Below are 17,108 nucleotides of genomic sequence, written 5' to 3'. Positions count from 1 at the left end.
TCACTTCGCCAATTCCTTCAGCCCGAGCCGGATCAGCTGCGCGGTCCCGGCACCTTCCCCCGCGATCCGCGAGGCGCCGGCGATCGCGGCGGCCGCCTGCGGAGGACCGTAACCGAGATTGACCAGCGCCGAGATCGCGTCGGTGACCGGACGCGGCGCGCGCTCGTCATCGATAGCGCCCGACAGATGCACCAGCGCTGGATCGACATTGGCGAAGGCCGGCGCCTTGTCCTTGAGTTCAGTGACGATGCGCTCGGCCACCTTGGGGCCGACGCCCGGCGTGCGCGTCACCGCGGCCTTGTCGCGCAGCGCGATCGCGTTGGCGAGATCGGACGGCGGCAAGGTCGAGAGCACCGCCAGCGCCACCTTGGCGCCGACGCCCTGCACCGTCTGCAGCAGCCGAAACCATTCGCGTTCGATATCGCTGCGAAAGCCGAACAGCTTTATTTGATCCTCGCGAACGTAGGTCTCGATCGAGAGCACCGCGGCCTCGCCGATCGAGGGCAGCGCCTGCAGCGTGCGCGCCGAGCAATGCACCTGATAACCGACGCCCCCGACGTCGAGGATCACATAATCCTCGCCGTAGCTGTCGATCAGGCCCTTCAGTTTGCCGATCATACCTCGACCACCCTCAGCCTCAGGGCCGCGCTCTGACGATGATGGGCATGGGTAATGGCGACCGCGAGCGCGTCGGCGGCGTCGGGAGATTTCGGCTCGGCCTTCGGCAGCAGGATCTTCAACATCATCAGAATCTGGTTCTTGTCGGCATGGCCGGCGCCGACAACCGTCTTCTTGACCTGGTTCGGGGCGTATTCCGCGACCGATATCCCGAACATCGCCGGCGCCAGCATCGCCACGCCGCGCGCCTGACCGAGCTTCAAGGTGGCGACGCCGTCCTTGTTGACAAAGGTCTGCTCGACCGCGGCTTCAGCAGGACGAAAATCGCCGAGAACGGCGGCGAGGCCCTCATGAATCGCCAGCAGCCGGCTCGCCAGCGGCAGGCCTTCCGGCGGTTCCACCGAGCCGCAGCCGATAAATATCAGCCGGTTACCGTCGATCTCGATCACGCCCCAGCCGGTGCGGCGCAGGCCCGGATCGATGCCAAGGATGCGGACGGGTTGGCGAATCGGCTGAGATGTCATGGGTTATTTTACACCATGCCGGAGTCTCAAGCCTAGCGCGGGCCATTCATCATCAACCGTCATACCCCGCGAAAGCGGCAGAACTCTCCTTCCGTCGTTCCGGGATGGTGCGTTAGCACCAGACCACAGATGTGCATTGCACATCGGGGAATCTCGAGATTCCGGGCTCGATGCTTTGCATCGCCCCGGAATGACGAAAATCCTACCCGCCCATTTTGGCGACCAGCGCGTCCGAGACCTCGAAATTGGCGAACACATTCTGCACGTCGTCATGCTCGTTGAGAAGGTCGATCAGCTTCAGCAGCTTCTCGCCGGTTTCGTCGTCGACCGGCACGGTGTTATGCGGCTTCCAGGTCAGCGCCGCCTTGCGGGCTTCGCCGAATTTCGCCTCCAGCGCCTTGGCGACGTCGCGGAAGGTCTCCTGCGAGGCATAGACCTCATGGCCGTTCTCGCTGGAGGAAACGTCATCGGCGCCGGCCTCGATCGCCGCATCCAGCATCGCATCGTCGGATGCGACCTTGGCGTCATATTCGATGATGCCGGTGCGATCGAACATGAACGCGACCGAACCGGTTTCACCGAGATTGCCGCCGGACTTGGTGAAGTAGGAGCGGATGTCGGACGCCGCGCGGTTACGGTTGTCGGTGAGCGCCTCGACGATCACGGCGACCCCGCCCGGGCCATAGCCCTCATAGCGGATTTCATCGTAATTCTCGCTCTCGGAGCCGCTGGCCTTCTTCACCGCGCGCTCGATCGAATCCTTCGACATGTTCTCCTGGCGCGCGGAAATGATCGCGGCCCGCAGCCGCGCATTCATGCTGGGATCGGGCTGGCCCAGCTTGGCGGCGACGGTGATTTCCCGCGCCAGCTTGCTGAACAACTTCGACTTCTGGGCATCCTGCCGGCCCTTGCGGTGCATGATGTTCTTGAACTGGGAATGTCCGGCCATGCGATTTCTTTCGGGATTCGTCCGGGATGGGTTTTGGTGGAAAGCGCGGCGTTATAGGCCGTGGCACCGGCAAAATCAAAGATTTGGAGGGATTTTTGGTATTTCGGTAGTGCCAATTGCCTGTATGTGAGGCAATTATTAACCATGAGTTCACAACGGCGTGAGAGGATACCGGTCTCATTCTCATGTTCCCGAGAGAGCCCATGGCGTTCGGTTTGTTTCGAAAGCGTCCACCGGAACCGGCTGCGCCGGCCATCGCGCCGCCGCCAGCGCCGGCCGTCGTCGCTGACGCCTCCGGCGCGTCCGACAACGATTCCGCCAGGCAAATCCTCGAGCTGCTTGAGGTCGAACTCGGCGCGATGATCCGCCAGCTCGAGCGCGCGGCCAATTCGGTCGCCGGCGGCGCCGAAGCAACGGCGACGACGCTCTCCACGATTCGCCAGCGCACCGACGCCCTCACCGGACGCACCAGCGCCGCGCAATCGACCGCAACCACCTTCTCGCAGGCCGCGGACAAGTTCACCCAGTCGGCCGACGGCATTGGAGCGCAGGTGCGCGACGCCGGCAAGCTCGCCGACCAGGCCGCCGCCGCCGCCACTGAAGCCGGCCTGACGATGGACCGGCTCAAGGAATCCTCGGCCGCGATCGGCAATGTCGTCAATCTGATCGCGCAGATCGCGCGGCAGACCACGCTGCTGGCGCTCAACTCGACCATCGAGGCGGCCCGCGCCGGCGAAGCCGGACGCGGCTTTGCCGTCGTCGCCGTCGAGGTCAAGGCGCTCGCGGTGCAGACCCAGAACGCCACTGAAGAGATCACCAAAAAGATCGACGCCCTGCAGAAGGATGCCGCAGGCTCGGTCGATGCGGTGCAGCGTATCTCGCAGGCGATCGAGGCGATCCGGCCGGTGTTCGACAACGTCAATGGCGCGGTGACGGAGCAGAACAAAGCGACCAGCGAGATGTCCGACAATGTCGCGACCACCTCGAACTTCATCGTCTCGGTTGGCGACAGTGCCGCCGAGATCGACAGCGCGGCCAAGGAGGCCGAAGCGCATGGCGAACGGGTCGCGAGCGCCGGCAACGCCGTCACCACATTCGCGCAGAAACTGAAAACCCGCTGCGCGGTGCTGCTGGGGCAGGACGGGCGCACCGAGCGGCGCAAGAACCAACGGATGCCGTGCAGCCTCAAAATCGAAATCCAGACCCCGCGCGGCGCGATCGCCGCACCGGTCTACGAGATTTGCCAGGACAGCATCCTGATCTGCGGTCCCGATGCCGAGACGCTGCCGCTGAACCAAACCCTCACGGCCACGCTGGAGAGCGTCGGGGTTTGCAAGATTCGCCTCACTGAACGTTCCAAAGCGGGTGTGCAGGCGAGGTTCGAGGCGCCGGACGCCGAGCTTCGCGAGAAAATCGAGGACAAGCTTTGGTCGATCCAGGACGAGAACACCGAAGCCGTCACCCGCGCCATGGAAGCCGGCGCCGCGCTGACCAAAATCTTCGAAGGCGCAGTAGCGAGCGGCGCCATCTCCATCGACGACATGTTCGACACTGATTACGTCGAAATCCCCGGCACCAATCCGGTTCAGCACCGGACCCGGATTCTCGACTGGGCGGATCGCGCGCTGCCGCCGTTCCAGGAGGCCTTCCTCACCAAGGACCCGCGCATGGCGTTCGGCGTGATGATCGACCGCAACGGCTATCTGCCGGTGCACAACAAGATCTACTCCCATCCGCAGCGTCCTGGCGATGTCGCCTGGAACACCGCGAACAGCCGTAACCGCCGGATCTTCAACGACGCCGCGGGCCTTGCCGCCGGACGCAATCTGCGCGCCTATCTGATCCAGAGCTACGCCCGCGACATGGGTAACGGCAAAACCGTGATGATGCGCGAGATCGACGTACCGATCCGCGTCAATGGCCGGCACTGGGGCGGTTTTCGGACGGCCTACAAGCTTTAAACAACATTTGTAATTACGTGTTGCCAATCAGTCTTCTCGTCTAGCTACCGGAGAATTGCAACGATGTCGGTTGCGCAGCCTACCAAGCCGGACGCGGCCATCCCCTCGGACAGCGAACGTCTGGTCGACCAGTTGTCGAACCGGATCGGCGGCCTTGGCGTCGAGCTCGCGGATGTTGCGGGAAACCTGCAGGAAGTCGCCGGCCGGGTCGTCACCCAGGCCGACCGCTTCGGGCATCTTCAGAAGACCGCCGAGACCATGGTCTCCGCCAATCACAACATCGCCACCGCGTCGCGCGCGGTGCAAACCGCCTCCTCGGCCGCCGTCGGCGAGATCATGCAGTCGCGCGCCGCGGTCGAGACGGCGGTGCAGCATATCGCCGAATTGATCGAGGCGGTCGGCCGCATCGAGCACCGTCTCGGCGCGGTCGGAACCGCGCTGGCGCAGGTGGCCAAGGTATCCGGCTCGATCGAGGCGATCGCCAAGCAGACCAACCTGTTGGCGCTGAACGCGACCATCGAGGCCGCCCGCGCCGGTGCGGCGGGACGCGGCTTCGCGGTGGTCGCCAACGAAGTGAAGAGCCTTGCCGAAGCGACGCGGCAGGCAACGCATCTGATCGGCGATACCGTTCGCGATCTCGACGGCCAGGTCGGCAGTCTGATCGGCGAGAGCAGCGACGCCTCGCTGCGGGCCAAGAACGCCGGCGAAGGCGCCGGGCAGATTCAGGGCATCATCATCCGCGTGCAGGACGGTTTCACCGCCGTGGGCCAGGAGATCGACGGGGTCGCTAAGGCGGCGACCTCCAATCTCGCGCATTGCGACATGGTGATCGACGAACTCGGCCACCTCGCCAAGGGCGTCGACCTGTCGTCGACCGATCTGAAGCACGCCGACGATCGGGTCGCCAAATTGCTCGATTTGTCCGAGGGCCTGATCGCGCTGATCGCCGACAGTGGCGTGGAGACATCGGACGCGCCGTTGATCCGCATCGTGGTCGACACCGCCAAACGGATTGCCGCGGCCTTCGAGACCGCCGTTGAACGCGGCGACATCAGCCTCGATCAGTTGATGGACGAGAAATACCGCGAAATCCCCGGCACCAATCCCAAGCAATACCTCACCGATTATGTCGCCTTCACCGACCGCATCCTGCCGCCGATCCAGGATCCGATTCAAAAGACCGATCCCCGCATCGTGTTCTGCGTCGCATGGGCCAAGGGCGGCTATCTTCCGACCCATAACCCGAACTATCGCCTGCCGCAGGGTCCGGACCCCGTCTGGAACAACGCCAATTGCCGCAACCGGCGGCTGTTCAACGATCGCGCGGTGCACAAGGTCGCGGCCAACACCAAGCCGTTCCTGCTGCAAACCTACCGAAGAGACATGGGCGGCGGCAATTTCGTGCTGATGAAGGACCTCTCATCGCCGATCCGCGTCCGAGGCCGCCATTGGGGCGCGTTCCGCATGGGCTTTCGGCAGTCCTGAGCCGTCGCCGGACGCGGCGCCGACGAAGACCTCTCGCCAGCACATGATCGCGGATGTAACCTTGCCGGCGCGGCAGAGGAGCGCCGCATCCCATGAAGAGTCTGTTCGACGCGGGAAAATTGCTGCTGCTCGACATGGCCTCGACGTTCTTGTTCCTGGTCCTCTATCTCCTGACCGGGAACATCACGCTGTCGGTTCTGCTCGCGATGGCGCTGGGCGCCGTCCAGATCGGCTGGCAGATCGCGCGCCGGCAGCCGATCGACACCATGCAGTGGATGAGCCTGTTTGTGGTGCTGAGCGCCGGCACGGTCACGCTGATCACCGACGACCCGCGCTTTGTGATGGTCAAACCGAGCGTGATTTATGTCATCGTCGGCATCGTGATGCTGAAGCCGGGATGGATCAACCGCTATCTGCCGCCGGTCGCCCAAGAGTTCGTGCCCGACATCGCCATTATCTTTGGCTACGCCTGGGCCGGGCTGATGTTCTTTTCCGCGGCCCTCAATCTGGTGGTGGCGTGACGTGGTCGGCATCGATGTCGATCTATGCCGTCGTCAGCAAGGCGGTGCTGTTCCTGATCGGCTACGCCACCATGCGGATCATGACCATCCGCCGCCGCCATGCCCGGATGCTGCCGGCCGTTTCCTGAGGCGTTGCCGATAACAGACTTGGCCGATAACAGACTTGGCCGATAACAGACTTGGTCGATAACAGACTTGGTCCCGAGCCGTGCCGGCGATGTCGTCGTTTGTTCATTTGCGGCCCCTATAAGCTGCTGGATTGAGATCCCCAGCATTTTTAGGAGCTTGAAATGAGCGGTGAGCATCCAGAACTCGACACGCTGCAGGCCGCCTACAAGGACGCGGTAGAAGCCTGGGTCGTGGCCATTCGCAAGGAGGAAGCGCTGGCTTCCGTCAATCACGATATTGCCGAAGTCGACCAGTGGGAGGCGGCGCATTTCGAGGAGGACGACCTGCGCAGCAAGGTCAAAGCGGCGAAAGAGAAATACGAGGACGCCCTGCGGGAAAAGTTCTTCGGGTTCTAGGGTTCGGTCCCGGAGCCGCTGATTTCCGATTCGAATTTCAAACAGCCCAGTCAAAAACAGATATGGAGGCTGTCATTGCCGGGCTTGACCCGGCAATCCATCTTCTTCGAAAGACTCTTTACGAAAAAGGATGGATGCCCGGATCAAGTCCGGGCATGACAAGTTGAGTCTCGCGGCGCGATGCGCCCGAGTTGTGCTGAAATTTCTGCCCGTGCAACAAAAAGCACAGGGGTAGAAGCCACAGGTTCGCCGGAACGCCCGGCCTTCCCTGCGCAATGGTTTTAACGGTTTCCTTCGTGATCTCCCCGGTGACCGGGCTTTGTTGTCACCGTCACCCGGCGCAATTTACTGCGCCGAGCTTGACGCCAGCGTCGGGGCGTCAGGACCACACGACTTCGCCGTCCGCTTCCGCGCCGTTCGTCAAAGGCGCCGCCGCGTCCACCGCATCCCGCCCCGCGTCCGTGACGATCGCGAAACGCCCCTCTGATCGGGACGGGACAGCTGCGAATTAAGAAGTGATTTGGGTCAGCGGCGAAGAGAAATATTTTTTCGAAAGGGGCTGGACACGATCCGCGCGCAACAGCGGCAACAGCCCGACGGGCAAATCAGCGGCGTGGGTTGGCTTGAAAATTTCGCGAGAGCTTCTCGCATCCGACACCTTGGCGTCTTCTTCAAACTCAGACATCAAGCCAGTTTCTGCAGCTCGCGGCTCAGCTCATGTAACTGGTAGGGCTTGCGCAGGATCGGAAATTGCGAACCTACCTCGTTGGTAGACGAGCTGTATCCTGTCATCAGCAGAATGGGGATTCTGGGATTTTTATCGCGCAGGGTCTTGGCCAATCCAATCCCGTCCATCTTCCCCGGCATCACGATGTCACTGAATACGATGTCGATGCCGTCTTTTTCAAACTCCGCCAAGGCCGCTGACGCATCGGCCGCCCAGCGCACGGTGTAGCCAAGTTGTTCAAGCAAGCCGATGCTCACTGTTGCCACCTCAGGATTGTCTTCCACCAGCAGAACGGTGCCGCTGCCCTTTGAAGACGCCAGTTCATGGTCGGGTGTCAGTGGCGTGGCCGCCCTCGGCAAGCACATGGTAATCGTGGTGCCGCTGCCGAGGATGCTCCTGATTCCGACGGTTCCTCCGGCCTGATGCGCGAAGCCGTGCACCTGGGACAGCCCAAGGCCCGTGCCTTTTCCGACCGCCTTTGTGGTGAAGAACGGATCGAACACCTTGGCGGCGATGTCGTCCGGAATTCCCACACCGGTGTCCTCCACGGATATCGCGACCTGATCCTTTTCCGGAATGTTTTTCGCGCTGATAATCAGCGAACCGCCTTCCGGCATTGCGTCCCGTGCGTTGACGACCAGATTCACGAGCGCTATCTCAAATTCATTGGGATCGACGGCAATATTCCAGACATCGTCCGCGACATCGATCATCAGTGACACGGCGCTTCCGAGTCCGCTGTTCAAAACTTCCCGGAGCACATCGAGGCGCTCGGTCAGCTTGATGGATTGCGGCTGCAGGTTTTGCCGCCGGGCGAAGGTGAGCAACTGGCGTGTCAGTGCGGCGGCGCGCTGCGAAGCGCCTTCAATGGATTGAAGGGCCTTAACTGCTTTTTCGCCTGTGATATCTTTTCGGATGGTGTGAATGCTGCCGGAAATGATCATCAGGAGATTGTTGAAGTCGTGCGCGATGCCGCCTGTCAGCTGGCCGAGCGCATCGAATTTCTGCGATTCGGCGAGTTGCCGTTGCATCGCAAGCAGTCTTTCCTGCGCTTGCTTGCGTTCGCTGATGTCGCGGGTGATCTTGGCAAAGCCTATCAGCTCACCGGCGTCGTTGCGGATCGGATCAATGACGACACTCGCCCAGAAAAACGAGCCATCCTTGCGAACGCGCCAGCCCTCCTCGTCATAGTGTCCGGTTTCCACGGCAGTTTTCAACGCTCTGGCGGGCTTTCCCGCGGCCTGGTCGGCAGGCGTGTAAAAGCGCGAGAAATGCTGGCCGACGATTTCCTCGGTGGAATAGCCCTTGATGCGTTTGCCACCGGCGTTCCAGTTCGAGACCACGCCGGTCGGATCAAGCATGTAGAGGGCGTAATCGGTCACGCCACCGACAAGTGTCTTGAACTGGTTTTCACTATTCGACAGATCGGAAAGCGCGTTTTGACGCTCGGTGATGTCGCGGGTGATCTTGGCAAAGCCGACGAGCTTGCGCTTCTCGAAAATAGGATCGATGACGACCGAGGCGAAGAAACGGGTGCCATCTTTTCGAACGCGCCAGCCTTCGGCGAGAAAATGTTTGTCCTTTAGGGCTGTTTCCAGCGCCCGTCGCGGAAGATCGGCCGCCAGATCCTCCGGGGTGTAGAAAACCGAAAAATGCTTGCCTACTATATCTTTGGCCCGGTAGCCCTTGATGCGCTCCGCACCCCGGTTCCAGTTGGTGACGTGGCCTTTGGGATCCAGCATATAGATGGCGTAGTCGGTGATGCCCTCGACAAGGAGACGAAAATTACGTTCGCTCTCGTAAAGGTTTCGCTCGTTTTTCTTGCTGCCAGCCATACGTACTCCCACGCTACCCCGGCAAACGGATTTGGCACGAAATGGTTCCAAGGCGAGTGTCGGTAACACGGGGCCGTAAGCGGGAACATTCAAAACATGAGAGGGATGGGCGGCGAAGCACCTCCCATGGTTAAATCGCCGATGGTCCACAGCGCAACGCCGGCTTTGGATGAGCTAGCCGCTCTGCTACTGGTGTCAGATGCGAGCAGCTGTCGTCAGCCGCCTCCATTCAAAAAAAGGACAGTCAATGAAGCTGCGAACCAAACTCGCGATCGGCTCGGTCTTGGCACTTACTCTGGCGAGCCCCGCTCGCGCCGCCGAGGCGATCGCGTCCGCCGATATCGTCTTCGTCAACGGCAAGGTGTTCAGCGCCGACGCGCAGGATCAGGTGTTTCAGGGATTCGCGGTCACGGGCGACCACTTCGTCGCGACCGGGACCAGCGATGCCATGCGGGGCTATGTGGGCCCGCAGACCAAAGTCATCGACCTCATGGGCCGCTTCGTTTCGCCGGGGATCACCGACGACCACTTCCACAATGAGGGCGGCGGTCCCGGCGTTGACCTCAGTCATGTGCGGACGCTGGGCGAGTTGCTGACGACGGTCGCCAACGCGGCAGCGGCGGCCGCACCGGAAGCGGTGATCGTCTCCAACTCCGACTGGCACGAGGCGCAACTCAAAGAGCAGCGCCTGCCCACCGCCGAGGAGCTCGACCAGGCCGCCGGCGACAAACCGGTGGTGCTGGTGCGCGGCGGCCACGAATACATCCTGAACAATGCTGCCTTGAAGAAGTGGAACATCACCGCCGACACGCCGGTGCCGCCGGGTGGACAGATCAGCCGCAAACCCTCCGGCGAACTGACCGGCGAACTGTTCGACGAGGCGAGGAAGCTGGTGACGCTGCCGCGCCCGAAGCCGGTAAGCCTGGAAGATATTCTCGCGACCCAGAAGGCGGTCGCGCCCTATGGCATGACCGCGTTGCGCATCCCCGGCGCCTACAGAGGTGACATGGTCGAAGCCTACCGCCTGATGAAGCAGGCGGAAGCCGAGGGCAGACTGACCCTGCGCTGGACCGTCTACATGCCGGGCTTCGGCCTGCGTTCCGCCGAGGCCGCGCGCAAGGCGATCGAAGCCTGGGGCGTCAGCCAGGGCGACGGCGACGACTGGGTCAGGGTCGACGGGGTGAAGCTGATGGTCGATGGCGGATTTGAGGGCGGCCATCTGTCCAAGCCCTATCTCGAACCCTACGGCCAGGGCGGCAAGTTCACCGGGGTGACGGTGTCGCCGCCGGATGCCTATACGGATGTGGTGCGCGAGCTGAACCGCAAGGGCTGGCACGTGATCACCCATGCGGTCGGCGACGCGGCGCTCGACGAGGTGCTCGACGCCTATGCGGCGGCCGACAAGGATTCGTCGATCAGGGGCAAGCGCTGGTCGGTGGAGCACGCCTTCGTCTCGCGGCCCGAGCAGGTCGCGCGCCTGAAGCAGCTCGACGTGGCGGTCTCGGCCCAGGATCATCTCTATCTGGCCGCGCCGGTGCTCAAGAAGTATTGGGGATGGGAAACCGCCAGCGAGGTGACGCCGGTGAAGACCTATCTCGACGCGGGCCTGCTGGTCGCGGGCGGCACCGACAGCCCGGTGGTGCCCTTCAATCCGTTCTGGAACCTGTACCACATGGCCAGCCGGGACACGATTTCGGACGGCGTGTATGGCGCGGACCAGAAGATCGCCTCGCGCCCGCTGCTGCTGCGGCTCGTGACCATCAATTACGCGAGGCTGATCGGCGAGGACAAGACGAGGGGCTCGATCGAGCCCGGCAAGCTCGCCGACTTCGCGGTGCTGACCGACGACTTCCTGACCGCGAAACCCGAGGCGATCCGCGACATCAAGGCGCTCTCGACCTGGGTCGGCGGACGCGAGGTCTATCACGCCGCGGGCAGCGAGTAGCACCATCCCATTTGATAAACTTGTGGGAGAATGATATTCTCGGCACAATCGAAGGTTCGCACCAGCATAGCAAAGGCACGGACGACTCACCGAGGTAGTCAAATGCCCGCTGATCCCGATGCTATTCCAAAATCGAACAGGGCCGCTGGCCGAATAGCCATATTGACAGCGTCTCTTTTCGCTGTGGCTGGACTGATCGACGCGTTGACCGCCGTCATCAACAAGACCCAGTCACTCACCTGCCTGTTCGGGATTTCTCTTCCCTGGTGCGCGCCACACACTGGAAGTTACACCATCGCAGATTTTGAAGGTGTGTGGATCAACAAGAATCCAATGGCAGATATTAGTCGGATCGATATAGAGCAGCGCCTGGACAAAGCGATCGTTCATATTTGGGGTAAGTGCACCCCCACGGACTGCGATTGGGGTACAGCTGAAACGCCGGCCGCCAATGCCGGCACAGGCATCATTCAAGTTCAGTGGAATCCGGGATTTAAGGTTACTGACGATTCGCGACGGCAAAGAGCTGCAGGTGGACGCGAAGACTCATTTTACCGACAAATCCGGCAGACCCGACTACGAGACCGTAAATTATCTTGAACGAAAATAATTTGACGCTGCACTTAGTAAAACTTGTTCAAGACAGGTTGTATGGGAAGACCGATAGTCGGCCTATGTTTCTTCCCCCGTCGCCAGCCGCAGACCGGACAACGACAATTCGGCGTGTTCAGGGTGGCGCAGCAGCAATCCGATCTTGAGCCACGGCCCGCCGGGGCCAATGCCCTGGCGCGCTGATGTTTGCAGGTGTCGGTGCGATAGCTGCGCTAGCCACCTACCTCGGCGCTGATGATGTCCCCGAACAGATGCCAGGTTTCGCCCTGAAGCTTTTGCAACTGGAGTTGCTGGATGGGAGCAAAGTCGGTCGCGCTGGTCCTGATCGCGATGCCGGGCAGCAAGCCGCCCAGTTCCAGGTCCTTGATGCTGGCAGCCTGCTTCATGACGTTTTCACGCGTCAGATTGTCACCGCAGTGCTGCAGCACATACACCATGGTCTGCGCGACAGTATAGCCGTACACCACGAACGCGTCGTTGCGGTTGGCATCGGGATAGTATTTGTCGAGGAAGGCGTTGAATTTCTTCATCCCGGCGTCATTCTTCCACTGCGGGTCCGTCGGATCCTTGAGGTAGGCCGATGAGATGATGTTCTGCGCGGCGTCGAACCCGGCCGGCTTGATGGTGGCGCCAATCGAGCTCGACACGCTGTTCAGAAAGTGCAGCGGCTTCCATTCGATCTCGGCGTTCTTCCTGATCGCCTGCGCCGCGAATTTCGGAATCGACAGGTCGACGAACACATCGGCGCCGCTGGCCTTGAGGTTGACGATGTGCGAGTCGATGGTCGGCTCGGTGGTCTCGTAGCTCTCCTCGGCAACGATCATCGACGCAGCTTTGGCGCCGAGGCCGTCTTTGAGGCCCTTGAGGTAGTCCTTGCCGTAATCGTCATTCTGATAGAGAACGGCGATCCTGGCGTTGGGCTTTTCTTTCAGGATGTACTTCGCGTAAATCTGCGTTTCGCTCTGGTAGCTCGGCTGCCAGCCCATGGTCCACGGAAAATCCTTCGGATCGTTCCACTTGGTGGCGCCGGTGGCGACGAACAGCTGCGGCACCTTTTTGATATTCATGTATTTCTGGATCGCCGAGTTCGGCGGGGTGCCGAGCCCATTGAAGATCAGCAGCACTTCGTCGCTCTCCACCAGCTTGCGCGCCTGCTCGACCGTCTTCGGCGGGCTGTAGCCGTCGTCATAACTGATGAAGTTGATCTTGCGGCCGTTGATGCCGCCTTCGGCATTGATCTTGTTGAAGTAGGCCTGTTCGGTTTTGCCGATCACGCCGTAAGAGGATGCCGGTCCACTATAGGGCATGATGTTGCCGATCTTGATTTCGGTGTCGGTGGCGCCGGGATCATACTTCTTTTGCGCTAGCGCGCCGCTGCTGGTCGCGATGAGCAAGGCCACGCCCGCGGAAAAGGCAACCAGTCGGGATTGGATAGCAGCCATTTGAATAGCAGCCATGGAGGCCTCCCTGATGTTGTGGTTATGCCATTTTTTGATTGGAAGCGTGTCGGGCTTCGAGGTTCATTCAATACCCGTTGCGGGGAGCCAGCAAGAAAATTGCTGCGCGGCGGAGGTCGTTGACATCAGACCTTCGAATGAGGTCGCCGGTCATGGTGGCGCATTCGGAGCACCGGCCTGTGGGGCAGCGCGGCCCCACAGGCGTCGATCGAACCAACCTCAGCTCACCGGCGCCAGCGCGACGTCGGCGGTGACCATCGAAGCCCGGGTGCGCGGCAGCACGAAGTGGATGATCGTCGTTGCGACCACATAGACGCCCGCGCAGACGAAGAACACCACGGTGTAGTTGTTCCCGGTGGCATCGAGCACCCGACCGACGGCCGCGGCCGAAAACGCGCTGACCAGCGAGCTGATCCCGCCGCCGAGCCCGACCGCGGACGCCACCGCGCCGCGCGGCATGGTGTCCGAGACCAGCGTGAACAAATTGGCGGAAAATCCCTGATGCGCGGCCATGGCGATGCCGATCAGGACCACCGCGGTCCACATGCTGTCGAGCTGCGGCGCCATAAACACCGGCAAGGTGCAGGCCGCGCAGATCAATAGCGTGATCTTGCGGGCGGGGAACACGTCCATGCCGCGCTTGATCAGGGTCGACGAGATCCAGCCGCCCGCGATCGAGCCGACATCGGTGAGCAAATAGATCAGGACCAGCGGCAATCCCACTGCGAACAGCGACACATGAAACTTGCTGTTGAGGAAGCTCGGCACCCAGTTGTTGTAGAACCACCAGGCCGGATTGGTGAGCACGGCGCCGATGATATAGACCCAGGTGCCGGGATAGGTCAGCAACATCGCCCACGGCACTTTTTCGCTCGCGACTTCGGGGTCGCTGTTGATATAGGCGAGTTCGCTTGGCGACACGCGGGGATGTTCGGCGGGGCTGCGGTAGCTCATCAGCCAGTACGCCACCCAGACCAGCCCGACCGCGCCGGTAACGTAGAAGGCGGCTTGCCAGCCGGACAGGCTGACGACGAGCGCGCCGATCAGCGGCGCCAGCATCGCGCCGATATTGCTGCCGCTGTTGAAAATGCCGGTCGCCAGCGCCCGATCGCGCACCGGAAACCAGGTGGCGATGGTCTTGATGCAGGTCGGGAAGTTGCCGCCTTCGCCAAGGCCGAGCACGATGCGGGCGAAGATGAAGCCGGTGACGGAGGCAACCATGCCGTGCGCGGTGGAAGCCAGGCACCACAGGATCGCGGCGGTGGCGAGGCCGAGCCGGATGCCGATCTTGTCGGTGAGCCACCCCATGCCGGCGTAGCCGATCGCATAGGCGATCGAAAAGAAGAAGATGACGTTGCCGAAATCGGTTTCGCTGAAATGCAGGTCGTTCTGAATCGTCGGCTTGAGCACGCCGAGGATATTGCGGTCCATGTAATTGATGGTGGTGATGAGGAACAGCAAGGCGCAGATCACCCAGCGGTAGTGCGTCGAAGCCTTGGTGAAGGCTGGCAAGTCTGAGGTTGTCATCTGGATCCTCCCGGCGGTTGGTTTTTTTGAACTGTTCTCTTGGTCAGGTTTTGTCAGCCGTCGCGCGGCCGTTGATCGTGGGGCGTGTAGTCGGCGCGCGCGTAGCTGCCGCCTTGATAGCGTTGACCGATCGTGTCGAGCGGATTCGGCTGGCGCAGGATCTCGGCCGCGAACTCTTCGGCATTCTGCTTAGGCGCGTAACCGAGGCGCGCGCAGCCGGTCGGCGTCCAGTAGCTGCGGGTATTGTTCGACACGCCCCAGGCCGTGACGAAGCCGACATCCGGCGTGCGGATGCAGCATTGGATGAACTGCAAGAGGTCCTCGAGGCCGAACCAGGTAGAGAGGTGGCGCAGTTCGGTCGGCCGCTCGACCGCGCTGCCGATCCGCACGCAGACGCTCTCGATGCCGTGCTTGTCCCAATAGAGCCGGGCCAGGCCCTCGCCCCACATCTTGCTCAAGCCATAGAAGCTGTCGGGGCGGAAATCACAATCGAGCCCTAGCCGTTCGGTCACCTCGTGCATCCCGATCGCATGGTTCGAGCTCGCGAACACCACGCGCTTGACGCGATGCCGCCGCGCGCCCTCGTACACCGCGTGCAACCCGACCAGATTGTTGTCGAGGATTTCGGGCAATGGCCGCTCGACGCTGGTGCCCGCCATGTGGATCAGAACGTCAACGCCGCGCAGCAACCGGTCGACATTCTCAGGATCGCGCAGATCGCCATGCGCGAGATCCTCGCCGGGACGCAGCGGCTCGAGCGCGTGGCGGCCGGCGGAGCGCAGGTCGACGCCCTGCGCGAGCAGCCGTGGGCGCAAAAACTGCCCGAGTTGTCCTTCGGCACCGGACAGCGCGACCTTGGTCATTCAGGTCACCGGTCCCGGGTTGAACAGCGTCAGATCGTTATGAATGCCCCAGCGGTCGGCCCACACCTTGGTACGGCCGGAGGCAACGTCCAGGATCAGGCGGAACAGGTCCCATCCGGTTTCCTCGATCGTCGCTTCGCCGGTGGCGATGCGGCCGGCGTCGAAGTCGATGAGATCCTTCCAGCGGCGCGCGAGTTCGGTGCGCGTCGACACCTTGATGACCGGCGCGGCGGCGAGCCCATAGGGTGTCCCGCGCCCGGTCGTGAACACCTGTAACGTCATGCCGGAAGCGAGCTGCAGGGTGCCGCAGATGAAGTCGGAGGCCGGCGTGGCCGCGAAGGTCATGCCCTTCTTGCGCACCCGTTCGCCCGGCGACAGCACGTCGACGATCGCGCTGGTGCCGGATTTCACGATCGAACCCAGCGACTTCTCGACGATATTGGCGAGGCCGCCCTTTTTGTTGCCCGGCGTGGTATTGGCGCTGCGGTCCGCATCGCCCTTGGCCAGATAGGTGTCATACCAATCCATCTCGCGGATCAGCGCGCGGCCGACGTCCTCGTTGATGGCGCGGCGCGTCAGCAGATGGATCGCATCGCGCACTTCCGTGACTTCGGAAAACATCACGCTGGCACCGGCGCGGACCAGGAGGTCGGCGGCAAAGCCCAAAGCGGGATTGGCGGTGACCCCGGAAAACGCATCGGAGCCGCCACACTGCATGCCGACGACAAGGTCGGCGGCGGGACAGGTTTCGCGACGGCGGCAGTCGAGCACCTTCAGCCGCGCGTCCGCCATCTCCATGATGGCATCGATGATGGCGCCGAAGCCATCGAAAGCCTCATCCTGCATGCGCACCACGGCGTCGCTTTCGCCACGCGGCAGCAACCGTTCGGGGACGAGTTTCTCGCAGCCGAGGCCGACCACCATGACCTCGCCGCCGAAGTTCGGATTCTTCGCGATGTTCTGCAAGGTCCGGATCGGCACCACCGCCATCGGCGCGGTGATGGCGACGCCACAGCCGTAATTGTGCGTCAGTCCGACGACGTCGTCGACATTGGGATACAGCGGAAGAAGTTCCGCCTTGATACGCTTGAGCGCAAACTCAAGCGTGCCGGCGACGCATTGCACGCTGGTCGAGATCGCGAGCACGTTTTTGGTTCCGACCGAACCGTCGGGGTTGCGGAAGCCCTCGAATGTGTAGCCTTCCAGCGCCGGCTGCGGCGCCGGAACGGCCGTTGCGAGTTCGAGCTTGTCCAGCTCCGGCGGCGTCGGCATGCTGATGCGCGCCTCGTCCACCCACTCGCCCGCCAGGATCGGCTTCGCCGCGGTTCCGATCACTTCATTATAGCGGCGGATCGGCGCGCCCTGCGCAATATCTGAAAGCGCGACCTTGTGGCCCTGCGGCACGAAATGGCGCAGCTCAAGACCGCAGGCAAAACGGCTCTTGGCCGGCAGCCCGAGATCGTTGACCACGATCGCCACATTGTCGTTGGGGTCGAGCCGGATGTAGCGCGGCTCGTAGGCATTGTGTTGCGAATTGTCGGTCACGACGCGCTCCCTTTG

16 protein-coding genes are annotated in these 17,108 nt (G+C 62.1%); 7 read left to right on the top strand and 9 right to left on the bottom strand.

Features of this window, described 5'->3' with window-relative positions; translation table 11 throughout:
* From ruvA to ABR948_RS04735, 3 genes are all read right to left on the bottom strand, one after another.
* Positions 1-618, bottom strand: coding sequence for a Holliday junction branch migration protein RuvA (gene ruvA, locus ABR948_RS04745; RefSeq protein ID WP_428114289.1), 618 nt, complete (start codon positions 616-618; stop codon positions 1-3).
* Positions 615-1,142 (bottom strand): crossover junction endodeoxyribonuclease RuvC, encoded by a 528-nt coding sequence (gene ruvC, locus ABR948_RS04740; RefSeq protein ID WP_428114288.1) that lies wholly within the window; start codon positions 1,140-1,142, stop codon positions 615-617. Before ruvC ends, ruvA begins: the two co-directional genes overlap by 4 nt.
* A gap of 202 nt (positions 1,143-1,344) precedes the next feature.
* Positions 1,345-2,091: a YebC/PmpR family DNA-binding transcriptional regulator gene (locus ABR948_RS04735; protein WP_428114287.1), complete on the bottom strand. Its 747-nt coding sequence runs from the start codon at positions 2,089-2,091 to the stop codon at positions 1,345-1,347.
* Positions 2,092-2,294: 203 nt separating this feature from the next.
* Here ABR948_RS04735 and ABR948_RS04730 point away from each other — a divergent pair, with 203 nt between their 5' ends.
* The 5 genes from ABR948_RS04730 (at position 2,295) to ABR948_RS04710 (ending at position 6,582) form a co-directional block, all read left to right on the top strand.
* Positions 2,295-4,052: a methyl-accepting chemotaxis protein gene (locus tag ABR948_RS04730; RefSeq protein WP_428114286.1), complete on the top strand. Its 1,758-nt coding sequence runs from the start codon at positions 2,295-2,297 to the stop codon at positions 4,050-4,052.
* Positions 4,053-4,115: 63 nt separating this feature from the next.
* The gene (locus ABR948_RS04725) at positions 4,116-5,537 is read left to right on the top strand and encodes a methyl-accepting chemotaxis protein (RefSeq protein WP_428114285.1); all 1,422 of its coding nucleotides are present in this window, start codon (positions 4,116-4,118) and stop codon (positions 5,535-5,537) included.
* Between the two features lie 92 nt (positions 5,538-5,629).
* On the top strand, positions 5,630-6,058 hold the full coding sequence (locus ABR948_RS04720; protein ID WP_428114284.1) for an inner membrane-spanning protein YciB: 429 nt from the start codon (positions 5,630-5,632) through the stop codon (positions 6,056-6,058).
* Positions 6,055-6,186 (top strand): hypothetical protein, encoded by a 132-nt coding sequence (locus ABR948_RS04715; protein WP_428114283.1) that lies wholly within the window; start codon positions 6,055-6,057, stop codon positions 6,184-6,186. Before ABR948_RS04720 ends, ABR948_RS04715 begins: the two co-directional genes overlap by 4 nt.
* 162 nt (positions 6,187-6,348) lie before the next feature.
* Positions 6,349-6,582, top strand: a complete 234-nt coding sequence (locus ABR948_RS04710; protein WP_428114282.1) for a hypothetical protein — start codon at positions 6,349-6,351, stop codon at positions 6,580-6,582.
* A gap of 508 nt (positions 6,583-7,090) precedes the next feature.
* On the opposite strand, the gene ABR948_RS04705 is transcribed toward ABR948_RS04710, so the two are convergent.
* Together ABR948_RS04705 and ABR948_RS04700 are read right to left on the bottom strand one after the other, a co-directional pair.
* On the bottom strand, positions 7,091-7,267 hold the full coding sequence (locus ABR948_RS04705) for a hypothetical protein (protein ID WP_428114281.1): 177 nt from the start codon (positions 7,265-7,267) through the stop codon (positions 7,091-7,093).
* On the bottom strand, positions 7,267-9,144 hold the full coding sequence (locus ABR948_RS04700; protein WP_428114280.1) for a hybrid sensor histidine kinase/response regulator: 1,878 nt from the start codon (positions 9,142-9,144) through the stop codon (positions 7,267-7,269). Before ABR948_RS04700 ends, ABR948_RS04705 begins: the two co-directional genes overlap by 1 nt.
* A gap of 247 nt (positions 9,145-9,391) precedes the next feature.
* On the opposite strand from ABR948_RS04700, the gene ABR948_RS04695 reads away from it, so the two are divergent.
* Both ABR948_RS04695 and ABR948_RS04690 read left to right on the top strand, forming a co-directional pair.
* Positions 9,392-11,089 (top strand): amidohydrolase, encoded by a 1,698-nt coding sequence (locus ABR948_RS04695; RefSeq protein ID WP_428114279.1) that lies wholly within the window; start codon positions 9,392-9,394, stop codon positions 11,087-11,089.
* A 102-nt stretch (positions 11,090-11,191) separates the two neighbouring features.
* Positions 11,192-11,689 carry a hypothetical protein gene (locus ABR948_RS04690; RefSeq protein WP_428114278.1) on the top strand — a complete coding sequence of 166 codons (498 nt, stop codon included), beginning with the start codon at positions 11,192-11,194 and terminating at the stop codon, positions 11,687-11,689.
* 224 nt (positions 11,690-11,913) lie between these two features.
* On the opposite strand, the gene ABR948_RS04685 is transcribed toward ABR948_RS04690, so the two are convergent.
* The 4 genes from ABR948_RS04685 to garD all read right to left on the bottom strand — a co-directional run bounded on the left by ABR948_RS04685 (position 11,914) and on the right by garD (position 17,093).
* Positions 11,914-13,143: an ABC transporter substrate-binding protein gene (locus ABR948_RS04685; protein WP_428114325.1), complete on the bottom strand. Its 1,230-nt coding sequence runs from the start codon at positions 13,141-13,143 to the stop codon at positions 11,914-11,916.
* 234 nt (positions 13,144-13,377) lie between these two features.
* The gene (locus tag ABR948_RS04680) at positions 13,378-14,685 is read right to left on the bottom strand and encodes an MFS transporter (protein ID WP_428114277.1); all 1,308 of its coding nucleotides are present in this window, start codon (positions 14,683-14,685) and stop codon (positions 13,378-13,380) included.
* Between the two features lie 53 nt (positions 14,686-14,738).
* A complete protein-coding gene (locus ABR948_RS04675; RefSeq protein ID WP_428114276.1) occupies positions 14,739-15,548 on the bottom strand; it encodes an NAD-dependent epimerase/dehydratase family protein in 810 nt (269 codons plus the stop codon).
* Complete coding sequence (garD, locus tag ABR948_RS04670; protein WP_428114275.1) at positions 15,549-17,093, bottom strand: galactarate dehydratase; 1,545 nt, start codon at positions 17,091-17,093, stop codon at positions 15,549-15,551.
* Between the last annotated feature and the right edge of the window lie 15 nt (positions 17,094-17,108).

Source organism: Bradyrhizobium sp. (genome assembly GCF_050014615.1).
GTDB lineage: Bacteria > Pseudomonadota > Alphaproteobacteria > Rhizobiales > Xanthobacteraceae > Bradyrhizobium.
The sequence above is the reverse complement of the archived record's forward strand: the minus strand, read 5'-3'. Positions and strand labels throughout refer to the sequence as shown.